At 69.3% G+C, this 20348-nt stretch carries 22 protein-coding genes and 1 pseudogene; 1 reads left to right on the plus strand and 22 read right to left on the minus strand.

What is annotated here, in order from left to right:
- Positions 1 to 12: 12 nt before the first annotated feature.
- The 5 genes and pseudogenes from ACSUPV_RS14520 to ACSUPV_RS14540 form a co-directional block, all read right to left on the minus strand.
- Positions 13 to 597, minus strand: coding sequence for a nucleoside deaminase (locus ACSUPV_RS14520; protein WP_051648276.1), 585 nt, complete (start codon positions 595 to 597; stop codon positions 13 to 15).
- 33 nt (positions 598 to 630) lie between these two features.
- Positions 631 to 1092, minus strand: a complete 462-nt coding sequence (locus ACSUPV_RS14525; protein ID WP_382612676.1) for a GNAT family N-acetyltransferase — start codon at positions 1090 to 1092, stop codon at positions 631 to 633.
- A gap of 48 nt (positions 1093 to 1140) precedes the next feature.
- Complete coding sequence (locus ACSUPV_RS14530; RefSeq protein WP_436947616.1) at positions 1141 to 2019, minus strand: LLM class flavin-dependent oxidoreductase; 879 nt, start codon at positions 2017 to 2019, stop codon at positions 1141 to 1143.
- Positions 2020 to 2091: 72 nt separating this feature from the next.
- Positions 2092 to 2792: pseudogene (locus ACSUPV_RS14535) on the minus strand (hypothetical protein).
- Positions 2681 to 2932, minus strand: coding sequence for a hypothetical protein (locus tag ACSUPV_RS14540; RefSeq protein ID WP_359787544.1), 252 nt, complete (start codon positions 2930 to 2932; stop codon positions 2681 to 2683). The pseudogene ACSUPV_RS14535 and the gene ACSUPV_RS14540 overlap by 112 nt, the downstream one beginning before the upstream one ends.
- Positions 2933 to 3340: 408 nt before the next feature.
- Here ACSUPV_RS14540 and ACSUPV_RS14545 point away from each other — a divergent pair, with 408 nt between their 5' ends.
- On the plus strand, positions 3341 to 3709 hold the full coding sequence (locus ACSUPV_RS14545) for a DUF192 domain-containing protein (protein ID WP_031119701.1): 369 nt from the start codon (positions 3341 to 3343) through the stop codon (positions 3707 to 3709).
- A gap of 663 nt (positions 3710 to 4372) precedes the next feature.
- Here ACSUPV_RS14545 and ACSUPV_RS14550 read toward each other — a convergent pair.
- The 17 genes from ACSUPV_RS14550 to ACSUPV_RS14630 all read right to left on the minus strand — a co-directional run bounded on the left by ACSUPV_RS14550 (position 4373) and on the right by ACSUPV_RS14630 (position 20187).
- Positions 4373 to 4738 (minus strand): hypothetical protein, encoded by a 366-nt coding sequence (locus tag ACSUPV_RS14550; protein WP_436947617.1) that lies wholly within the window; start codon positions 4736 to 4738, stop codon positions 4373 to 4375.
- Positions 4739 to 4823: 85 nt separating this feature from the next.
- Positions 4824 to 5408 (minus strand): hypothetical protein, encoded by a 585-nt coding sequence (locus ACSUPV_RS14555; protein WP_359787548.1) that lies wholly within the window; start codon positions 5406 to 5408, stop codon positions 4824 to 4826.
- Between the two features lie 199 nt (positions 5409 to 5607).
- Complete coding sequence (locus ACSUPV_RS14560; protein ID WP_436947618.1) at positions 5608 to 8145, minus strand: hypothetical protein; 2538 nt, start codon at positions 8143 to 8145, stop codon at positions 5608 to 5610.
- A 241-nt stretch (positions 8146 to 8386) separates the two neighbouring features.
- On the minus strand, positions 8387 to 8968 hold the full coding sequence (locus tag ACSUPV_RS14565) for an OmpA family protein (protein WP_436947620.1): 582 nt from the start codon (positions 8966 to 8968) through the stop codon (positions 8387 to 8389).
- A 73-nt stretch (positions 8969 to 9041) separates the two neighbouring features.
- Positions 9042 to 9614 (minus strand): hypothetical protein, encoded by a 573-nt coding sequence (locus ACSUPV_RS14570; protein ID WP_031119707.1) that lies wholly within the window; start codon positions 9612 to 9614, stop codon positions 9042 to 9044.
- 31 nt (positions 9615 to 9645) lie between these two features.
- The gene (locus ACSUPV_RS14575; RefSeq protein WP_359787720.1) at positions 9646 to 10248 is read right to left on the minus strand and encodes a pilus assembly protein TadG-related protein; all 603 of its coding nucleotides are present in this window, start codon (positions 10246 to 10248) and stop codon (positions 9646 to 9648) included.
- Positions 10248 to 10481 carry a hypothetical protein gene (locus ACSUPV_RS14580; RefSeq protein ID WP_031119709.1) on the minus strand — a complete coding sequence of 78 codons (234 nt, stop codon included), beginning with the start codon at positions 10479 to 10481 and terminating at the stop codon, positions 10248 to 10250. Before ACSUPV_RS14580 ends, ACSUPV_RS14575 begins: the two co-directional genes overlap by 1 nt.
- Before the next feature lie 145 nt (positions 10482 to 10626).
- Entirely contained in the window at positions 10627 to 11586 is a 960-nt protein-coding gene (locus ACSUPV_RS14585; protein ID WP_436947621.1) for a response regulator, read from the minus strand.
- 24 nt (positions 11587 to 11610) lie between these two features.
- Positions 11611 to 13335: a sensor histidine kinase gene (locus ACSUPV_RS14590; protein ID WP_436947622.1), complete on the minus strand. Its 1725-nt coding sequence runs from the start codon at positions 13333 to 13335 to the stop codon at positions 11611 to 11613.
- A 13-nt stretch (positions 13336 to 13348) separates the two neighbouring features.
- Positions 13349 to 14236 carry a DUF5936 domain-containing protein gene (locus tag ACSUPV_RS14595; RefSeq protein WP_031119712.1) on the minus strand — a complete coding sequence of 296 codons (888 nt, stop codon included), beginning with the start codon at positions 14234 to 14236 and terminating at the stop codon, positions 13349 to 13351.
- A 31-nt stretch (positions 14237 to 14267) separates the two neighbouring features.
- The gene (locus ACSUPV_RS14600) at positions 14268 to 15212 is read right to left on the minus strand and encodes a type II secretion system F family protein (RefSeq protein WP_031119713.1); all 945 of its coding nucleotides are present in this window, start codon (positions 15210 to 15212) and stop codon (positions 14268 to 14270) included.
- Between the two features lie 9 nt (positions 15213 to 15221).
- Positions 15222 to 16559: a CpaF family protein gene (locus ACSUPV_RS14605; RefSeq protein ID WP_037757629.1), complete on the minus strand. Its 1338-nt coding sequence runs from the start codon at positions 16557 to 16559 to the stop codon at positions 15222 to 15224.
- Positions 16560 to 16574: 15 nt separating this feature from the next.
- A complete protein-coding gene (locus ACSUPV_RS14610; RefSeq protein ID WP_037757627.1) occupies positions 16575 to 16931 on the minus strand; it encodes a TadE/TadG family type IV pilus assembly protein in 357 nt (118 codons plus the stop codon).
- A gap of 1 nt (position 16932) precedes the next feature.
- Entirely contained in the window at positions 16933 to 17319 is a 387-nt protein-coding gene (locus ACSUPV_RS14615; protein ID WP_436947624.1) for a pilus assembly protein, read from the minus strand.
- The gene (locus ACSUPV_RS14620; RefSeq protein WP_031119717.1) at positions 17316 to 18566 is read right to left on the minus strand and encodes an AAA family ATPase; all 1251 of its coding nucleotides are present in this window, start codon (positions 18564 to 18566) and stop codon (positions 17316 to 17318) included. Before ACSUPV_RS14620 ends, ACSUPV_RS14615 begins: the two co-directional genes overlap by 4 nt.
- Before the next feature lie 9 nt (positions 18567 to 18575).
- On the minus strand, positions 18576 to 19283 hold the full coding sequence (cpaB, locus tag ACSUPV_RS14625) for a Flp pilus assembly protein CpaB (RefSeq protein WP_031119718.1): 708 nt from the start codon (positions 19281 to 19283) through the stop codon (positions 18576 to 18578).
- Positions 19284 to 19353: 70 nt separating this feature from the next.
- On the minus strand, positions 19354 to 20187 hold the full coding sequence (locus tag ACSUPV_RS14630; RefSeq protein WP_078650611.1) for a hypothetical protein: 834 nt from the start codon (positions 20185 to 20187) through the stop codon (positions 19354 to 19356).
- Positions 20188 to 20348 lie beyond the last annotated feature (161 nt).

The following is a 20348-nucleotide window of genomic DNA, read 5'->3' on the forward strand; positions in this document are numbered from 1 at the left end:
TCGGGGCGTCGGTCAGAGGTGCGGCAGGAGTGCCGCGTACGCCGCGTGGACGGTGGGGGCGTCGAGGAGGCCGGGGCCCGGAGCGGCGGGGACGGCGGCGGCACGTGCCATCGTCCAGCTGTCCATCAGGAGCCGGCTGAAGGCGGCGAGCGGTCCGCCGACGGGCCCCTCCCGGTGGGCCCACCGCTCGGCGATGAGCCCGCCCACCCCCGGCACGTTCTCGACGCCGCGCCACATCGGGTCCGCCGCGGCGTAGACCACGTGCCGGACGTGGCTGTGGATGAGCGCGCCGCTGCACAGCAGGCAGGGTTCGAGAGTGGTGTACAGCCGGAGGCCGTCGTCGGCGCGGGCTCCGGTCGGCACCTGGGCGAGCGCGTTGACCTCGGCGTGTGCGATGGCCGTACCGGCGAGCTGCCCCGGCGGGGCCGTGGTCTCCTCGCTCCGGTTGCGACCGGCGGCGACGACGCGCCCGCCGGCGTCGACCAGGACGGCGCCGACCGGCCGGCTGCCGGCCCGCAGGGCCTCCCAGGCGAGCTCGAACGGCAGGTGCCAGGGCTGGGGCAGGGCGCTGGGATGTCCGCTGGGATGTCCGGTCACAGCGCCCTGCTCTCCGGCGGCCGGCTCCGGCGGTCAGTCGAGGACGAGCAGGACATGGTCGTCCTCGCCGTGCCGGACGGTGCCGGAGCGGCGGAAGCCGTGCTTCTCGACGAGACGGATGGAGCCGGTGTTCCCGCTGAACGGGTCGGCGTACAGCGGCCGGTTCTCCTCCCGCGCCAGGAAGAGGCCCAGGGCCCTGCTCCCGATGCCGCGTCCCCAGTACGGGCGTCCCAGCCAGTAGCCGATGAAGCGGCGGTGCCCGTGCCACCAGGCGACGATGCTGCCCGCGACGGCGCCGTCGACGGTGACGGTCTGCACGAAGCAGGTCTCGTCGCCGAGGACGTTGGCCTTCCAGTGCCGCAGGAACTCCTCGCGCGGCCGAGGGGTGAACCTCGACCGGCGGACGGCTTCCGGTTCGTGCTCGTACGCCAGGAAGAACTCCAGGTCGGCTTCCACCACGTCTCGCAGACGGACGTCCAGATCGTCATCGCTCATGCCCGGAGGGTGGCAGGAGCCACTGACAACGGGTCCTCGCGGAGCTCCTCAGGGAACAAGCGGACGCACTTCCTCCGCCACGAACCGCACGAACCCCTCCGGGTCGGGCTCGTCCCCGGTCGGCTGTAGCACGACGGTGTCGGCCCCGGCTTCGGCCAGCCGCTCCACGGCCTTGGCGACGGCACCCGCGTCCCCGGCGACACCCAGGTCCGGAACGGATTCCAGCCCCTCCGCGACCAGCTCGGCACGCAGCCGGGCGTCGGCGTCGGCCCCGGTGGCCGCGAGGAGGTAGACGACGAGCTGGTGCGGCCCTTCCCCCCGCCCGGCGGCCTCCCGCCCCTCCTGGACGAGCCGGAGCGCCTCCCGCACGCCCTCCGCATTGGTCGCGGCGGTGAGGATGGTCCCGTCGGCGGCCTCTCCGGTGAGCCGCAGCGAACGCGGCCCGGTGGCCCCGGCCAGCACGCCGCTGCCGCGGTCCGCCGGAGGCCAGTCCAGACCGACGTCGTCGAGCCTGACGTACCGCCCGTCGGTGGTCACCCGCTCCCCGCCCAGCAGGGCGCGCAGCGCGACGAGGTGCTCCCGCAACAAGGTCACCGGCGACTCGACACGGGCACCCACCTGCCCCATCCAGTCCTGCACCCCGTGCCCCACGCCGACGATCGCCCGCCCCGGGAACATCCGGTGCAGCGAGGCGATCTCCATGGCGGTGATGGCGACGTTCCGCAACGGCACGGGCAACAGCCCGACCCCCACCCGCACCCGCTCCGTCCACGCGAGCGCCGCGGCGGCGGTGGAGATACCGCCCTCTCTGAAACAGTCTTCCCAGAGCCAGAGCTCTTCGAGACCGGTCCCGTCGGCGATACGGGCGACGGATCGCAGCCGTTCGGGGGCGAGTTGGGGGCGGAATACAGCGCCTAGTGCGGTCATGGGAGGTTCCTACCCGGGTCTCGGGGCGCCGGACAACCCGTTTTGCATCGCGCGGCACCCCTCGGCACGCTGTCAGCGGTTGACGGCTTGGATCTCCTGCACGACGACATCCTGTGTGGCGCCGAACTCACCGTCGGGAAGTTCGCCTCCCGTGCCGCCGGTGCCGGTCCACTCGATCTTCCAGGTGACCGTCGCCTGGAGCGGGTACGTGCCGTCGCCCGAGGAGCGCAGGTACCGCACTCCGCAGGGCGGGGTCCGGTTCGCCTTGCCCTTGGCGTAGGGCTCGCCGATGCGGCCGTCGTTGGTTTCGCAGACGCCGGACGCGGGGTAGGTCACGGCGTCCTCGAAGATCTCCGGTGTGACGGCGTTCTCGACGTTGGCGGGCGGGGGGGCGCCGAGATCCACCCAGAAGGGGGGTCGTCACAGGAGTCCCAGCCCGGGGGGAAGTCCTCGTTGACGAACGAGTCCCAGAAGTAGCCCTTGCCGGTCTTGTCCTTGTTGAATTTCTTGTACGGATGCCCGTTGACGTAGCGGTCGCGCTGCTTGGCATCCCACTCGTAACCCGTCGAACCGGCTTCCCAGGTCGGCTCCAGCGATTTCTGGAGTTCAGCGGAGTTGCCGCTGCCGTTCTCGGAACGATCGAAGACGACGACGCCCATGGTCACGGAAACAGTGTCGTCTTCGCCGGAGTTGGCCTCCTGCGTTTCACCGTCCGCGCCGCCGAACCCCTTGTTCGCGTGTGCGGGGCCGACAGCGGCCAGGACGACGGCCAGGAGTCCCGAAGTGAAGAGCAGGCGTCTTCTGGCACGGATAACGGCTGGCAGGTGCCGGCGTAGACGACGTAGCTGTCCTTGGTCACCGGCGTGACATCGGTCTTACCGGTCTTCAGGAACTTGTTGAACTTGTAGGTCACGTCCGACGGCAGGTCGGGCTCCCGCGATCTTGTCGTTGTCGTTGTCCTTGGAGCTGTCATCGCTCCCGCACGCGGACAGCGTCAGGCCGCAGCGGCGGTCAGCGTGAGCGCTGCGAGGAGGGTGATGCGGCGGTTCACGGTCGGCTCCCGGTCAGAGGCGAGGCTTCTCTTGAGCGAACCCAAGCTATCCAGCGGGGTGGCACTCACTTCGAGCCGCAACGGTTGCACAACGCGTCAATCGATCCGTCAGGGGCCGCTGTCGGTGCCGGGCGTTTCAATCATGAACCGGCGAAGGAGGCATGGAGGGCATGGGCCCGTGGGCCCATGTGGGGCCTACGCCTCTGCGGCTAGGTTCGGTGTTCGGACAGCCGGTGGTCAGGTGGCACGCACGGTCGGAGGTGGGCGGGTATGGGGCGGCGCTGGCGGGACGGACGCGGAGAGCTGGTCGTGCACGGGGGTGGTGAAGGGCCGTCTGCCACCGTTCCTTTGGAGATCGCCACCTCCTATCGCGCCCGGACGAAAGGGCTGTTGGGGCGGGACTCCGTCGACGGGGCAATCCTGCTCTCCCCCGCCAACAGCGTGCACACCTTCCGGATGCGGATGCCGATCGATGTCGCCTATCTCGATCGTGGCCTTCGCGTCATCGGCGTGCGAACCATGCGGCCGGGGCGGTTGGGGATGCCCCGACTGCGTGCCCGGCATGTGGTGGAGGCGGAAGCAGGAGTCATGGCGGGGTGGGGGGTACGGGAGGGTGCGCTGGTCGAGGTCATCACGTAGCACAGGGCCGGTCGATGCGGATCTGAGGCCATGACGAGGAGCGACGGCGCAACGCTCAGCAGGAAGTGAGGCGTACCGTTCCCGTCTCTGACGCCTTTCGCGCTCAGCGGTCAGGGGTTTTCACCCCTGGTCAGGACCACCCGCACGTCCTTGCCGTCGGTGTCCGAGACGGTGCGAGTGTGTGTCTCCTCGCCGTCCCACCAGGTGATCGTGGCTTGCCAGTGGGTGTCGTAGCGCTGGGTGCGGCCGATCAGGACCGACAGGCGCTCCAGTGCCGCCCTGACCTCTGGGCAGCCCGGTCAGCGTGCCGTCCGGGTGGCCGAAGGCTCCTTCACGCCAGGCCATCTCGGGGGACTCACCCAGCTTGTGACACGGCCGCCCACGGCCGGCTGGAGACGGGAGCTCAGAGGAAGCCCCAGTGGCTCGCCAGAGTTCTCAGGGCCACATAGGACATCCCGCCCAGCGGCAGGCCGATCAGGAATATGCTCGTAGCCGAAGGCGCCCGGCCCGTCCCTGAATTCGAAGACCTCGCCGTCCGGGGTCCGGAAGGCGAAGGTGAACTGGGGGTGGTGGCTGTCGTGGGTGTTGACCGCGAACATCTGGCGTTCGGCGCACCAGCCCCGTGATCAGGAAGACGCCTTCCATGACCGTCACGCCGAACCCCTACTTCTTCGTGTCCCTCAGCGCGACGCTGTCGATGATGTCCATGACATCCCGGCTGGACAGAGTGCCCTCCTTGGAGTTCACCGTGATCAGGTACGGACGTGACTCGTCGTCCACACCTGCCAACATCACACCCGCCAGCTTCGTACCCTTGGGCGGCCACTTGGGCGGCTCGCCTTCCCTGCCCTTCGACGAGAACGTGTACGTGTCATCGCGGTCGTCGTAGAAGTCGCGTAGCTCCTCGTCCCAGTCGTGACACTCCGGCCCCAGAACGAATCTGCCTATCACCGTCCCGGGCCGCCCTGCGATCAGTGCGCGTGCACCGCTCCATTTCGAAAACCCACGGTCTTCGCCGGTCTCGGGCAAATCCCGCGGACACCGGAAGCCGGAGCCCCGCGTGCAGGGAAGCTCTTGTGCAGGTGAGAGCAGGAGAGGCTACTCGCCCTTTCCTTCAGCTTCCGCGCCTACCACCGCTCTGCCTCTCCGTCCCCAGATCGAAGAGCCTCCCTTGTGCCGCCTCCGCGTTGTCCCAACTCGCCGGACCGTCCGGCTTGACCGACAGGCGGTCCAGAGCCGCCCTGGCCTCAGGACTCCCGATCACGCCCAGCATCTCGATGGCAGAGTCCGCGCCGATGTCCTCGATCACGCAGCGCTCGGCCATATCCACCGCCCAGTCGGCGAAACGGCCGGGGGCGGAGTCCAGGGCCAGCCAGCGGAACACCGAGTCGGCGATGTCGTCCCGCAGCCGCGGGATCATGGCGAGCATCGCCGCTTCGACGTGATCAACTACATGCCGCTGGAGCGGGTACAACCTCTCCCGTCCCCGCCACTCGCGCACCAGCTCGTCCACACCGGCCCACGTCACCTGGCTCGTGCGGGGCATTCTCTCCCCCACCGCGCGGTGGAACTCCTCCCACACGTGCCACAACAGGCCCGGAGACGGCGGCTGAGGCACATCCGGCGCCAACTCCGGGTCCTCCAGCAGCTCGGTCACCACCTGCCGAGCCTCCGCCACGCGCTCATCGGTGCGCGGCACGTCCCCGATCCGATCCCAGTCACCCTCGTCCCAAGGCTCTGGCAAGGACCGAAGGGCGCGGGGCAGAACGTAGTCACCCTCCGGATCGCGCCATCGCGCGACCTGCGGATCCCACATCTCCTCGGCACTCAGCTCCGCGTCCGACTCGCTCATCTCCGCCGTCCTGCCACGTCTCGTGGCTGTCGTCCACTCGTTCGTCTCATTCGATGCCCAGGTACGCCTTTGCGCTGTCCGGGTCCTTCATCTTCGACCAGTCCATCGTGCCGTTCGTCGTCCGCTCGTCGATGGCACGCTGCATCCTGCCGAGCTGGTCGGCGGACAGCCCCTGGCCCGCCACCTTCACGTCCACACCATTCCTGGCCATCTCACCGGCCGCCGTTCTGGTGTCCTTCGCCGGCTTGCCGTTCCGGGCAGGCTTGAACTCGCTGAAAACCGACGTCCAGCGGTCCGCCGTCTCGATCTCCACGGTGGCCTTGCGGCCCGGCTCCTTGCTCGCCCACTTCTTGAGCCTCTCGACCTGATGGGCGAAGTCCGCCTTGCGTGTGGCCGAGCCGGCGTTCTTGACCTCCTTGACGTGCACGGTGCCGTTCTTGTCCTTGTAGACCACGTCGGCGTCCGGGATCTCGTCGAGATTCACCTTCTCCCCGTTGCCCAAGTCAGCCTCCATGCGGTTCATCTTGCCGCCGACTCCGGCGTCCACGTGGGTTCCGGGGGCCGCGTCGTCGGCAGCGCGGCGTACGGCGTTCACCTCCGCGCGCGCCTCGGCGAGCTTGTTGGCGTCGGAGGCATTGGCGACCTTGCCTTCCAGCGCCGCGGCGGCATCGCCGTTGACGTTTCCGCGGCGTGCGAGGTCGGTGATCTCGTCGAGCGAGTCGGCCGCGTCCTTGGTGCTGATCTCACCGGGTCCCGGGGCGTCCTTGGCGCGGTTGACGAGCCCGTCGATCTGGTCGTCAGGCACCGAAGAGCCCCGCTCCCGCAGCGCGGCCTTGGCTGCTTCGGCCCTGGCGTCGAGCGTCTGCTGCTGGGCCTGGCGTGCGTCGTCGGCGTCGTCGCCCGTGCACTCCTTGCCACCGCCCGCGGCGACGAGGATCCGGCCGCCCTGCGGGGCCGCCAGAACGCCCGTGCCGGTGCCCGGGACTCCGCGCAGGCCGCCACCGCCGTACGGGACGCGCCCGATCGCGATGGTGCAGCTGCCGTTCTTCTCGGCCTTCTTCTTGGCCTCGTCGGCGTGCTTCTGGGCCTCGTCCGCGGCCTTCTTCGCCCCGTCGAAGTCGCCCGCCTTGGCCGCCTTGCGCGCCTTCTCGGCGGCGGCAGCCGCCTTGTCGAGGGCTTCACCGACCTCGGCCAGCTCCTTGAACTTGGTGAACTTCGTGATCGTCTTCGGGCTGAAGATGCCGACGACGTTGACAACGGTGTTGCCGATGGACGCGCCGTAGTTGCCCTTCTCCCAGTTCTCCTCGTCCACCAGCGTGTCGACCGCCAAGTCGGACACGAAGTCCTCGGGCGAGTTGACCCAGCCCCATACGGAGGACAGGTAGTTCCCCTTGTCCCACTTCTTGCCCAGCTCGTCGGCCTTGTCGCCCCACCAGTTCGTGGTGTAGCCCTTCAGGCCGTTCCAGCTGTCCTTGATCGAGCCGACCGGGTCGCTGACGAGGTCCATCGTGCTGGCCAGGAAGCTCTTGGTCGGCGCCACGAAGAAGCCCCGGACATGGTCCATGAACGTCCTGTCGTGACGCTCCTGGTCATGAACGTCGTCCCAGAGGGACTTCTCCTCGAACGGACCCGGAGCGAGCGGGATCGTGTCGTTCGGGCCCGCGCCCTCGTAGGTGATGATCTGGGCCACCGCGGGGCTGCCGCTGCCGCCCGTGTCACCGTCGGCTGTGCCTGGGACTGGGCCAGTGCCTGTGCCGTCGCCGGATTCCGTGCCGCCCTCGGTTTCCGCACCGCCCTGGGTGCCCGACCCGCCTTGAGTTCCCGAGTCGCCCTGGGTACCGGCATCTCCGTTCGTGCCCGTGCCGCCGTCCGGGGCCGCGCCGTTGCCGCCGTCGGTGTCGGCGTCCGCATCGCCCTGCTGTGCGGCGTCGTTGTCGACGTCCCCGGCCGCGCCCGTCTCCGTACCGTCGCCTTGCTGAGCGGGGCAAGCCGTGCCCGTCACCGAGCAGATGGCCGACTGGATGCCGTCGGCGATGCGCCCGCCGAGGCCGCCCACCGACAGCGCGACGATGATGGCGGCGACCACCGCGATGAGCCCCGCGTACTCCACCGCGGTCTGGCCCTCGTCCCGCCGCAAGCGGATCATCCTCGACAGGCTGAACGCCCGCCGCTCCTCCCTGTCCTGCGGAGCGCTCTCGAACCACTCACGTGACCGGGCCCGGCGCAACAGCACGATGACCGCCACCGGCATCGCCGCCTGCGTGATGCCCCGCGGATCACCGTGCATCAGCGTGCCGAACGACAGCCACACGATCCACGCCTGTACGGCGATCAGTGCGCGGCTCGTCCACACCCCGCCCCGCCAAAGGCGCCGGGCCAGGTAGACCCCGGCCACGCTGGGGAGCGAGTCGTACACCAGGATCCCGAAGATCTCCCCGGAGTAGTACGACACCACCGACAGCACGGTGATCACATACAGCGCCGTCAGCGCGAACTGCACCCACAGCAGCACCTGCGCCCAGCCCAGTTTCCGTGGCAACGGCGAACGCCGGTCCCAGGACGGGATGTCCTGTGCACCCCACATCCCACTCGGGGGTATCGGGTTACCGGCACCGGACATGTGTGACCTCGACTCGTTCAGCTCGTTGAGCGGCGATTCAGAACGAACGCCTGGGCGAGACTAAGGAACATCGGTCACTCGCACATGGGCCCCTGGCCCCAACTCCGGGCCCACTCGCACCACGGCGGAGCGCTGTCGTGGGAACGAGCGGGGCCCGTTCTCGCCGGCGGCGAGGACGGGCCCCGGGTGGTGGGTCGGTGGTGGCTCAACTCTCCGTGCGCGGAAAGGAGACCTCGACACGGCGGTTCTTCTTGCGGCCCGACTCCGTGGAGTTGTCGGCGATCGGATACTGCTCGCCGTAGCCGCGGACCTCGTAGGTGACGTTGGAGTCGTTCAGTTCCTGGTCCAGGATGTTCTGGACGGCGTCGGCGCGTTGCTTGGACAGGACGTCGCCGTGGGCGGAGGAACCGAGGTTGTCCGTGAAGCCGAAGACGCGGATCTTCGTCGCGTTCTGCGTCTTGATCTCCTCGGCGATCGCGGAGATACGGGCTTTCGACTCGGCGCTGAGTTTCGCGCTGTCCTTGCCGAAGAGGACCTCGGCCTGGAGGGCGAACTTGACGTCGGCGTTGGTGTCTTCGCGGCGTTCGTCACCGCTTTGGTCTTCGACGACCTGTTTGATGTCGAGGACTTTGGGGGTGGCGAGGGTGGCGCCTTCGGGGAGTTTGAGGTCGGGGTCGTTGGCGTCGACGTTGACCGGGGCGGCGGCGGAGGGCTCGGTGCCGGGCGGGACGCTGGGGCCTTCATCGGCATGGGCCGTTGCCGAGCCGAGAATGCTTGCCGCAACCATGATCGATACGACCGTGACAGGCAGGGAACAGCGCGGCGGCGCCTTTCGAGGTCGGGCGTGGGTCACGGGGGCCTCACCCGGAAATCTGAAGGGTCGCGCTGGAGAACAGCGGGAGCTGGAAACTGACTTCGGACGTATCCGACGGTGGTGCCGGGAACTGTAGGAACACATCGATCGTTTCGCCCGGCTTGATCGACGAGAAGCCTGTGGTCGTCAGCGGGCGCCCATCCGTGTCACGCAATACGTAGTACCGCTTCTTTCCCTTCGAGTCGACGAGCGTGGCACCACCGAGTGATCTGCCGTTGTTGATGATCTCGGTCTCGTTGCCGCTCAGTGCCGCTGGAATGACAACGACCTCGGAGCTGTCATTCTTCAGGTCACCGCCCACAGTGACGAATCCCCCTGAGTCGCGGGCAGCAGAGGTGATCTGGAGAAGCAGGCCATTCGGCCCCTTCACCTCGGCCAAGGGCTCACTGGCCTGCCCCTCCTGAGCACTCGGCTTGGATCCACTCTCCTTGGAGGCGGATGCCGAAGGCTTCGGCTTCTCGTCGTCGCCACCGCAGCCGGCCACACCGAGGGCCAATCCGGCCGCAACGGTCAACGCGACCACCCCCCTGCGGGCCTTCGTAGTGAACCGAATGCTCATCACTCTGCTTCCTTCAACTCGTCGTTCGTTGTCAGTCGGCCAGATGGACGTCGAAGAGGTCCTCGGGCTTGGGGAGAATCGTGGGAGGGTCGCCCGGCTTCAGGTCCCAGTTCTTGTCGTCCTTGCAGGAAAGGCGCGGAAGCACGTTCTTATCCGCGTCCGCTGCAGGCAGCTTGAACGTACAGCGGGGCTCGATCACTGCGGTGGCGGACGCATTCGACTTGCGGTTCTCCGTGCCGGGAACGACCGAGTCACCGACGGGCTTGTCGGTCTCGACCTCGACCGTGAAACCCAGGAGGCCCTCCGGAGCGCAGCTGAGCACTCGGGCCTCGTTCTGCGCGGCGAGCTGCTCTGCACGCCAGCACGATGGGCCGAGCCCTTCTGCGTTCCCGTCGAAGATGTCCTGCCACTTGGTCGGATCGAGAACGTCGTTCACCCACGCGCCTGCGAGGAGGTCACGCCTGTCCTGGGCCGCCGCGAGAGCTGCCGCATCCGCAGCCGTCTGGGCCCCGTTCCGATTCGCCGCGGCCTGGCCGACCGCAAAGTAGGCGAACGCGAGAAAGAGCAGGCCTCCCACCACCGTGATGTAGATGGGAAAAGCCTGCCCTGCGTCGCCATGCCGACGAAGTCGGATCAAGGGGCGACCTTGGCGATCTGCGCGGTCAGCTTGTCGACGATCGTCTGACCGATGTTCGTCGAAGCGATCAGCACCACGATCGCGACAACCACCGCGATGATGCCGAGGTACTCGACCGCGGTCTGGCCCTTGTCGCCGGCGCGGCGCTGCATCGCCTGGACCGTGGTGTCCATCCAGCCGTTGACACGGACCTTGGTCGCGGCGGCGGTCTTCAGCATCAGGTCGCTCATGGCGTTCCCCTCCGGTTGCGGCTGTGGCGCTTTCGACACGAGGAACGTACGGCGGAACGTGCTGTCCGCCAGAGGGCCCCAGGGCCCAATTCCGGGCCCAATCGCACGGGCCCATCCGGCTGTCCCCCCAACCCGTCACCGAAAGTCACCCCAGCCCTCGGTGTGAGTCCGGTGCCGTGCCGATCCATTTCGCGGCGGCCTCGGAGCGGCTGGTGCTGTGGAGCTTGGCGAAGATGCGGTTGATGTGGTTCTTGACCGTCTTCTCGCTGATGAAGCACGTGGCGGCGATCTGCTGGTTGTTCATGCCGGACGCGATGAGGTCCATGATCTCCGCCTCCCTCGTGCTCAGTTGGAACCGCGACCTGTCGGGAGCGGCCGGGAGGCCACTCGTCCATCCAGACGAAGACTGTCCCACATCCGGTTGCACTTGCGAAAGGTTTTCTGAAGAAGCGAATGGCGGCAACTTGTGCGGCAACGGAAAGTCGGCTGGTGAAACCGGACTTTGGGCGTACGTATGCGAGTTTGCGGAGTCAGAAATTCCATATGCAGTTGCATTCATCGACTGCCCCAGCCCTTCTGGCAGAGACGCCTCCGCCGGGGCCTGACTCTGCCGGAGCTGGGCCAGGAGGGCGCTCGCCGCCGTGGACGTGAAGTGCGCCCGGCCCTCTTTGATGTCCCGTACCGCCTCGACCAGTTGGTCGGCGGTGAACTCGCCGTGGACCAGGTAGCCGCCCGCTCCTCGGCGCAGGGCCTCCTGGACGATCTCCGACTCCCTGCTGTACGTCAGCATCACGACCGAGGCGATCTGCACCAGGTACGGGAGGGCCGAGATGCCGTCCACGCCGGGCATGCGGACATCGAGGAGGACGACGTCCGGACGGTGTTGTCGCGCTGCCTCGCAGGCCTGGCGGCCGTCCGCCGCCTCCGCCACGACCTCGATGTCCGCGCGGCCGGAGAGCAGGGCGGTGAGGCCGGCCCGGACCACGGGGTTGTCGTCCGCCACGACGACCCGGAGGCGGTGTGCCGGCGGTGCGGCGAACGGGTTCTGGGGTGGTGGCGGCTGCTGACGGCGTGCGCCGGGGTGGTGTGCGGTGGGGTCCGGCATCACGGCCTCCTCTCGGGTCGGGGGTCATGCGGTGGGTGCGGTGGGTGCGGTCAGGGCCGCCAGGGGGAGTTCCAGGCGGACCTCCGTGCCCGTGGCGTGGCCGCCGCGGCCTATGCGGATCCGGGCGCCCACCGAGGCGGCGCGTTCGACCATGCCGACGAGCCCGAAGTGGCCCGTACGGCGGAGTTGTTCGAGGGTGGTGCCAGGAGGGAGGCCGCGGCCGTCGTCGTAGACGCTGATGCGGAGCAAGTCGCCGTGGACGCCTGCCTGGACGTCCACGCGGGTCGGTCCCGCGTGGCGGTGGGCGTTCTCCATGGCTTCCGAGGCGATCGTGAGCAGTTGACGGGCTACGGCGGGAGGGACGGGAGGAACGGTGTGCTCGCCCGTCGGACGGTAGACGGCTCGGAGTCCTGTGCGGGCGCTGAAGTCGCGGGTGCGGGCCGCGAGTTCCACCAGTACGTCCGTGCCGTGGTCCGGGTCTGATTCGCGGCGCAGGTCTGCCAGGAGTTCACGGGACTCCGCCGCAGCCCTGCGGGCTGACCGAGCGACCAGTTCGGCCTGTTGCCTGATGAGGGTGGCATCCATACGGGCAGCGTCCGTGGAACCGGCCAGGCCGTCCGCGGCCAACGCCACGCCGTGCAGGGTCTTGGCGACCGAGTCGTGCATCTCGCGGGCCAGGCGGGCGCGTTCTGCGCTGACCGCTTCGGTCACGGCGAGGCGGGCCTGAACGGTGGTGAGGGCCTGGGTGGCGGCGCCGAAGCGGAGCATGAGGTTGCGCAGGCTGGAGCCGACGGCTCCGGCGATGACGCAGAGTCCGGGGAGGAGGGACGACTCGGCGATGCCGGCGTGCACGCGCGTCGACGTGGCGTAGACCAGCAGGAGGATGAGTGACTGAAGCGACGCGAAGGCGGCTGCGCCGCGCCAGCCGTAGACGAGCCCGGCGAGCAGGGGCGTGCAGACGCTGACGTAGGCAAGGGTGGTGTCCGGGCCCGCGGAGATCAGGAGCAAGGAGCCGAAGAGGGTGTCCAGCGCCAAGAGGGAGGGATGGCGCAGCAGCAGCGGCCCGAAGCGTTCCCAGTCCCTGAAGAGGACGTACGAGGCCATGAAGGTGACGACCACGGCGATGCCGACCAGGCGGGTGCCCAGGCCTGGATTGGCGTTGACGAGAGCCGCGGGGGCGGCGAGGGCGATCATCGCCAGGCGGAAGCCGAAGACCTGGCGGCACATTGCCTGGAGGGCGTTGATCTGGATGGGGATGGTGGCGGTTTCAGGCGTTGTCGTCGGCACTGAGGGCGCTTGTACGGGTGGAGCACCGGCGACCGGTGAGCCGCCGCACGCGTTCTCCGTCGCCGTCCCGTTCCCGCGTACCACCGTCGGTATCCGGTCCGCCGGCGCCGGGCCAGGGGCCGGCGCGGCTGCCGCCGTCTGGTTCGGCTGCCCGGCATTCGGCGCCGCGTTCCGGCGATGCCCGTTTCTGCGCTCTTCGCTTTTGGTAGGGACCGTCCCCTCGTTCCCGGCCACTTCCACTTCCTGCGGCCGTGTGGAGGCCGGTCCAACGGGCCCTGTCGCGACCGGTGTGTCTGCACGGACCCAGCCCGGGGGGAGGGCGGGCGTCGCATACGTCACCGGGATGTCCGGCGCGCCCGTCCTCACGTGAACCGGCAGGACCGTGCCCGCCGGTGGAGTGGTGATCTCCGGCATCTTCGGGCGGCGGCGCAGGAGCCCGGTACGGTCCTTCGTCGTCGACATGCCGTCGCCCGTCCTACTCGCCCGTGATGGAACTGAAGTCCGTACCGGAGCCGAGCAGCATCCCCGCTCCGAGCAGGATCATCGTGGCCGGAACCATGAAGGTCGTGATCATGAGGGTGGCCTTCGGTACCGCGCGGGCGGCCTTGCGACGGGCGTTCTGCGCGTCCGTGCGCCGCATGTCCTTGGCGAGCGCGACCAGCGTGTCCACGATCGGTGCGCCCAGTTCCTCACCCTGTTGCAGCGCCGTCACGAACATGGCGACCTGCTCCGAGTCGTTGCGTCGGCGCAGTTCACCGAAGGCCTGGCGGCGGCTCATACCGAGGTCCATCTGACGCAGGGTGATGCGGAGTTCGTCGGCCCAAGGGCCCTCGTACTTGGACGAGACCCGGTCGAGCGCCTGCCGGAAGCCCAGGCCCGCGCTGACGACGACCGCGAGCACATCCAGGAAGTCCGGCAGTGTCCGCTCGATCGCGTCCTTACGGATGCGGATCGCGGACCAGATCCCGACGTCGGCCCAGAAAACCGCGAAGGCGAACATCAGGAGTGCGACGAAGACACTGCCCTTGGTCAGCGCGATCAGACCGCCCAGGCCACCGATCGCACCGTACACCGCGCGCCTGGCCGCGTAACGGTCGATGGTGAGGCCGCCGGGGTTGCCCGCGAGGTCGATCCTGCGGCGGTACTTCGCGACCCGTCCGGGACCCAGCAACCGCAGTACGGCAGGCGCGTACCGCATGCCGAGCCGGTCGACGAGCGATCCTACGGCGCCGGTGCGGGACGCACCGATCTCCAGAGCCACCGCCAGGTCGCCGGGGAGCCTGGCCTCGGCTCGGTACATGCGGATGCCGGCGAAGGCGCCCCACACGCTCAGGCCCATGACGAGTGCCAGCAGAAGTCCCATCGCGGCTCTCCTCCTCCTATGGCTCGGTGGCTCAGACGTCGATGCGGGACAGACGGCGGATGAGGAAGAATCCCACGGCGTAGAGGCCGAAGGCGATGATGACGGCGGCCTGGCCGATCGGCGAGGCGGTCATGCGGTCCAGCGAACCGTCGTTGATGGCGTTCAGCATGAACAAGGCGCCGACACCCAGCACCGGCACCGCGTACGACGTCATGTTCACCTGCGACAACTGAGTCCGGACCTCCCGCCGCGTCTCCTTGCGCTCCTCCAACGTCTCCGTCAGGTTCCGCAGAGCGCTCACCACCTGCCCGCCCGCCCGGTTCGACAGGACCAGCGTGGTGACCAGGACGACCAGTTCGCGGGACGGGAGACGGTCCGCCAGTTCCCCGAGTGCGTCGTCCAGAGACACGCCCACCGCCAACTGGGCGGACACCTTGGCGAGCTCCTCGCCCGCGGGAGCCTCCAGTTCCTCCGCCGCCATCCCGATCGCCGTACGCAACGCCAGCCCCGCCTGCGTCGCGTTCGCCAGGATGCGGGCCATCTCGGGGAGCTGGTTGATGAACTTCTCGATGCGTTTCTGCCGCTGCCAGTTCAGGAACTGGATCGCGACCCCGACGCCCAGCAGGCCCGCCAGCGGTCCGAAGAACGGCGCCAGTGCCGCCTGGCCGATCAGCCACAGTCCCGCGACCGTCGCCAGCATGTAGACGAAGAACTCACCCGGCGTGATGTCCAGGCCGGTCGCCGCCAGGCGGAGTTCCAGTTTCCTGCCGAGCTTGGTGCGGCGCAGGCGGCGGTCGATGCCCCGGAAGTGGCGGCGGCGGCCGGCGGCCGGGATCTGGCCGGTGGCGGACAGGCGGTCGACGAGCGCCTGCCGCTGTGCCTTGCCCGTGGCGTAGGAGTGCAGGCCGACGACCGCGAGGACGCACGTCAGCAGGGTGATGCCGGTGGTGAGCGTGATGAGCGATTGCAGATCCATCGGTCGGTCCTACCTGGCTTCTCGGGTGGCTAGCTGGTCCGCGGACCCGGCGATGCCGAAGGCCTGCGGGATGGGCTGGCTCGCCATGTACAGGCGGTCGGCGGTGCGGCGTGGGAGGGGGTAGTACTCGAAGCCGCCGTAGATGCGGCCGTCGGCCGCCATGGGCTGCGCGTGGAAGCGGGCGACCGTGACCAGGCGGTAGGGGTCGCTGCCGTGGCTGTCCATCAGGGCGATCTCGGTGATGCGGCGGGCGCCGTCCGCGAACCTCGTCAGCTGGACGATGACGTCGACCGCGCTGTTGATCTGGTCGTGCAGGGCGACGAAGGGGATCTCCACGTCCGACATGGAGGCGAGGGTCTGCAGGCGCATCAGCGCGTCCTCGGCGCTGTTTGCGTGGACGGTGGCCAGGGAGCCGTCGTGGCCCGTGGACATGGCCTGGAGCATGTCGAGGGACTCGCCGCCGCGGACCTCACCGACGACGATCCGGTCGGGGCGCATGCGGAGCGAGTTGCGGACCAGGTCGCGGATCGTGACCTGTCCCTTGCCCTCGACGTTCGGGGGGCGTGACTCCAGGCGGATCACGTGGGGCTGCTGGAGCTGGAGTTCGGCGGAGTCCTCGATGGTGATGATGCGTTCGCCCTCGGGGATGAGGCCGGAGAGGGCGTTGAGCAGGGTCGTCTTGCCGGTGCCGGTCGCGCCGGAGACGATGATGTTGAACTTCGCCTGCACCAGGCCCGCCAGCAGGTACAGCATCGATTCGTCCAGTGAACCCAGGCCGATCAGTTCCTGGAGGGTGAAGGAGCGCGGGAAGCGGCGGATGGTGAGGGTCGCGCCCGTCAGGGACAGGGGCGGGATGATGACGTTGACGCGCTCGCCGGAAGGGAGGCGGGCGTCGACCATGGGGTTCGACTCGTCGACGCGGCGGTTGACCGTGGAGACGATCCGCTCGATCGTCTGCATGAGCTGGTCGTTGGAGGCGAAGCGCAGGGGCAGTTGCTCGACCCGGCCGCCGCGCTCCACGAAGATCGCGTCCGGGCCGTTCACCATGATCTCGGTGATGGAGGCGTCCTCCAGGAGCGGCTCCAGGATGCCCAGGCCGAGGGCCTCGTCGACCACCCTGCGGATCAGCTGCGAGCGCTCGACCGTCGACAGGACGGGGCCTTCGCGGCTGATGATGTGCCCGAGCACCCGCTCCAGCCGCGCCCGGCGCTCGGCGGCGGCCAGGGAACTCATCTCCGCGAGGTCGATCTCCTCCAGGAGCTTGGCCCGGTAGGAGGCGACCATGTGGCCGTCCTCGCCCCGGTTGCCGTGCTCCTCGGGGGTGTTGATGCGTGCTCGCAGGCTCATGAGTCCGTGCTCCGTTCAGTGGTCGCGCGGCATCGTCGCGGTCTTGACGGCCGGGTCGAACTCCCAGCCCGGCACCAGGGACGGGATCTGCACGGTGGCCGTGACCGTGACCTCGTCGCCGCCGATCGACGCCGGGCAACTGGTGCCGTCGGCCAGCCAGCTGCTGACCGCCGCCCGGCAGTCCGCCTCGTACGGGCCGTCCAGCGACGCGCTGCGCGCGCCCGTGCGGGCGGCCGTGCCCGCCTGCTGGGCCGTGTAGGCGATCAGGCCGAGCTGCACCGCGGCGAGCGCGACGATCAGCAGGATCGGCAGGAAGCCGATGTACTCGATGGCGACCTGGCCGCGGTCGCGGCCCTTGCGGGGACGCGTCATCTCAGTCCGCCTCCTCGACCGCGCCGGCGTGGCCCTTGACGGCGTACGGGAAGGACAGCGTGCCCGGGAAGAGGATCGGGACCTCCAGGCGCACGTCGGCCGTCACGTAGCCGGAGCCGCCGCAGGTGACCGTGGCGCCGGATCGCCACGCCTCCGACAGGTGCTTGAGCCCGGCCTCCTGGCAGGCGGCCTGCCGCCCGCCAGGTTCGGCCGCCGTTCCCGCCCGCACCGCCTCGTCCGCCGCGTTGCCCGCGAGGATGAACGTGTAGCCGACGAGGACGACCTGCCACAGCGCGATCAGCGTCACGATGATCGTCGGTGTCATGCCGAGGAACTCGATGGTGACCTGGCCCCGGTCCCGCTCCCGCCCTCCTGAGGGCATGTTCATCCCTCCCTCCTCCGCCGAAAGCTCACCGACCCCCGGTCGCCACCCCGGAACCTGCCCGCCTTCTGGGCGGCGTCGGAGACCTTGACCAGGCCCAGTTCGGCCGCGAGGCCCCACAGGGCCTGCTTCACCGCGCTCTTGTTCTCCAGTTCGTGGATGCGGCCCGCGTCCACGACGCTCTGCAGTTCCTTGAAGTTGGCGGGGATCGCGGTGGCGGCGACCGCCGTGCCGGTGATCCGCTGGATCAGGGGCGGCTGGATCTCCGTACCGCGGGAGTGCCGGTTGACGACGACGGTCGTCTCCTCGGCCTTGCGGATCTGGAGCCGGTCCCACATCCGCACGGCCCGCTTGGCGCCGCGCACGGCGACCACGTCCGGGGTGGTGACCAGCAGGGCCCGGTCCGCCATCTCCACGGCCGCCGCCCCCGCCCCGCTCAGCTGGGCGCCGCAGTCGATGACGACGACCTCGTAGCGGGAGCGCAGGGCGCTGACGATCTGCCGGGCGGCGCGGTCGGTGACGTCCTCGCCGCGCTCCCCTTCGGCCGGGGCGAGCAGCAGGGCGAGGCCGGTGTCGTGGCGGAAGACCGCGTCGGCCAGGACGCGCGGGGAGATGTCGGTGATGGCGGCCAGGTCGACGACGGAGCGGCGGAACTGGACGTCCAGGTAGGAGGCGACGTCGCCGGTCTGGAGGTCCATGTCGACCAGGGCCGTGCTGCGGCCGGAGGCCTGGGCGGCCAGGGCCAGCTGGATGGCGGTCAGGGTGGCCCCGGCGCCGCCCTTGGCGCCGCTGACCGTGACGACCGAGCCTCCGACACCGGTGAACACGTCGCCGCCGGCGCCGAGGTGCCGTCGTACGCCCACCGACCACTGGGCGACGGCCTGGACGCGGCTGGCGAGTTCCTCGTAGCTGAGGGGCAGGGCGACCAGGCCGCGGGCGCCGTAGTCCATGGCGGCCTGGAAGAGGCCGGGACTCGCGTCGGAGGTGACGAGGATGACGCCGACGGCCGGGAAGCGCAGGGCGACCTCGCGGATCAGTTCCAGCGCGGGGACGGGGCCGATCCGTTCGTGCACGACCACGACCTCGGGCAGTTCGTCGACGGACTCGGCGGCCAGGCGCGCGAGGGTGTCGATGAGCTGCGTGGAGTCGACCACCGGGGCGACCGGCTCGGCGTCCGGGAGCTGGCTGAGGAGGGTCGTGACGGACCGGACCGCGTCCGCGTCACCGACCGCCGGGAGGATCCTCGTGGGCATGCGAGCCTCTCACTTGTCCTTCGCGAGTTCGTACGTCCGGTCCTGCTCCGGGACGGTGGTGTCGCCGCCGGGCGCGACGAGGGCGAGCCGGACGCGCTTGGCGAACGACTCGGCGTAGGTGATGCGCTGGGCGTCCCGGGCGGACAGCGCGAAGGTGATCGGGACGGCGTCGGTGGGCTGCTGGGTGCGGTTGCTCTCGTCGGGCTTCAGCGCGGTCAGTTTGCCGACGTCGAGGACCTTGGCGTTCGTCACGATGATCTTCGACTGGTCGGGGTCGCCCTCGCGCTCGCCCTCGAAGGTGGCGTAGACGTTGACCGAGGCGCCCGGGGTGATCTTGCCGGCCACGCCGGTCGCCGAGTCGATCATGATGGCGACCTCCTGCTGGCCGGGCTGGAGGGCCGGCCGGCGGACGATCATGTCGGACTGGAGGAGGGAGCCCGCCTTCAGGGTCGTGACGGCGATCTTGCCCTGGATCTCGCGCAGGTCGGTGACGGCGTTGTCCGAGAGCCACCGCTCGGGCATCTTGATCTTCTCGAACTGGCCCGTGCCGAGGGCGGTGTACGGCGGCACGTCGGACTTGAGCCGGTAGGCGGTGACCTCGGGGCCGACCTTGGACTCCACGTCACTGATGACGGACAGCACACCGGTGAAGGCACCCAGGGCGCAGACGACCGACAGGAGCAGGAGAATCACGCCGCGGCGCTGACGGGAATTCATGAACCGTACAACCTCGTTGGGGATATCGGTCGAGCGGGACGGGAGCAGTGCTGACGAGCGGTGGGCGGGCTCACCCGGCGGCCGTCCGGTTCTCCAGCTGCTTGAGGGGTGGGCCGTCGTGGACGGGTGGTGTGGCCGAGCAGAAGACGCAGCGGTCGCCGATGACGTCGATGCCGCACCAGTGGCAGCGGCTGCGCCGTACGGAGGTGACCAGCTGGTAGAGGACCGACAGGTCGGGCAGGTAGCTGCAGAACTCGATCAGTTTGCCGGTGCCCCACCAGCCGGGTGACTCGGCCGGGAGCGGGGTCTCGCGCAGCCCCTGCACCTTCCAGGAGGGGGCGAGGGTGCCGGTGACCCAGTCGGACTGGAGCTGCCCCTTGGCGACCAGCAGCCACGTGCCGAACTCGGGGCCGGGCAGCTGGGCCTCGGGGGTGATGCGGACCAGCTGCGGCTCGGGGTGGGCGAGCACGCCGAACTGGCTGCCGGGGACCCAGGACTTGGCGTGGGACTTCAGGCCGACCGGGACGCGGTCGAGGCGGGCGACGGAGTTGAGGAGCGCGCCGGCGTGGATGTAGTGGACGAGGAGGCGGCCGGCGGAGGCGAGGACGCCGGGGCTGATGTCGCAGGAGGCGAGCTGCCGTAACTGGCGGGTCAGGACGGCCAGTCCGAGGGGCGGCAGATCCGGCCGGAAGAGGGCGATCCGGTCGCTCTCCATGAGGGAGCGCAGGGTGTGCAGCCGTCGCTGGACGGCGGTGGGCGCGGCCGGTGAGCAGACCACGATCACATGTCCGTGGTGCTCGACCAGGGCCTGCAGGTCGGCGAGCACCTGTTCCAGGGGGCGCTGCGCGACGTCCCGGAGCACCACGGCGGGCAGGGTGCGTTCGTCCTGTGGCGGCAGCGCCATGTCGGCGCTGGTCACGGCAATGGCAGTTGGCACGCGCAGCTCCCCGTTTCCCCATGCCCGTCGGCGCGCCGGAGTTACTCCGACCCACCTCGTCGACTTCACTGCGTGACTACCTCAGCACTGTATCCACGGCTCTGTGACCGGAGAACAGCGTTTGTGTA

It is taken from the genome of Streptomyces sp. SudanB52_2052 (assembly GCF_964272415.1).
Lineage (GTDB): Bacteria > Actinomycetota > Actinomycetes > Streptomycetales > Streptomycetaceae > Streptomyces > Streptomyces olindensis.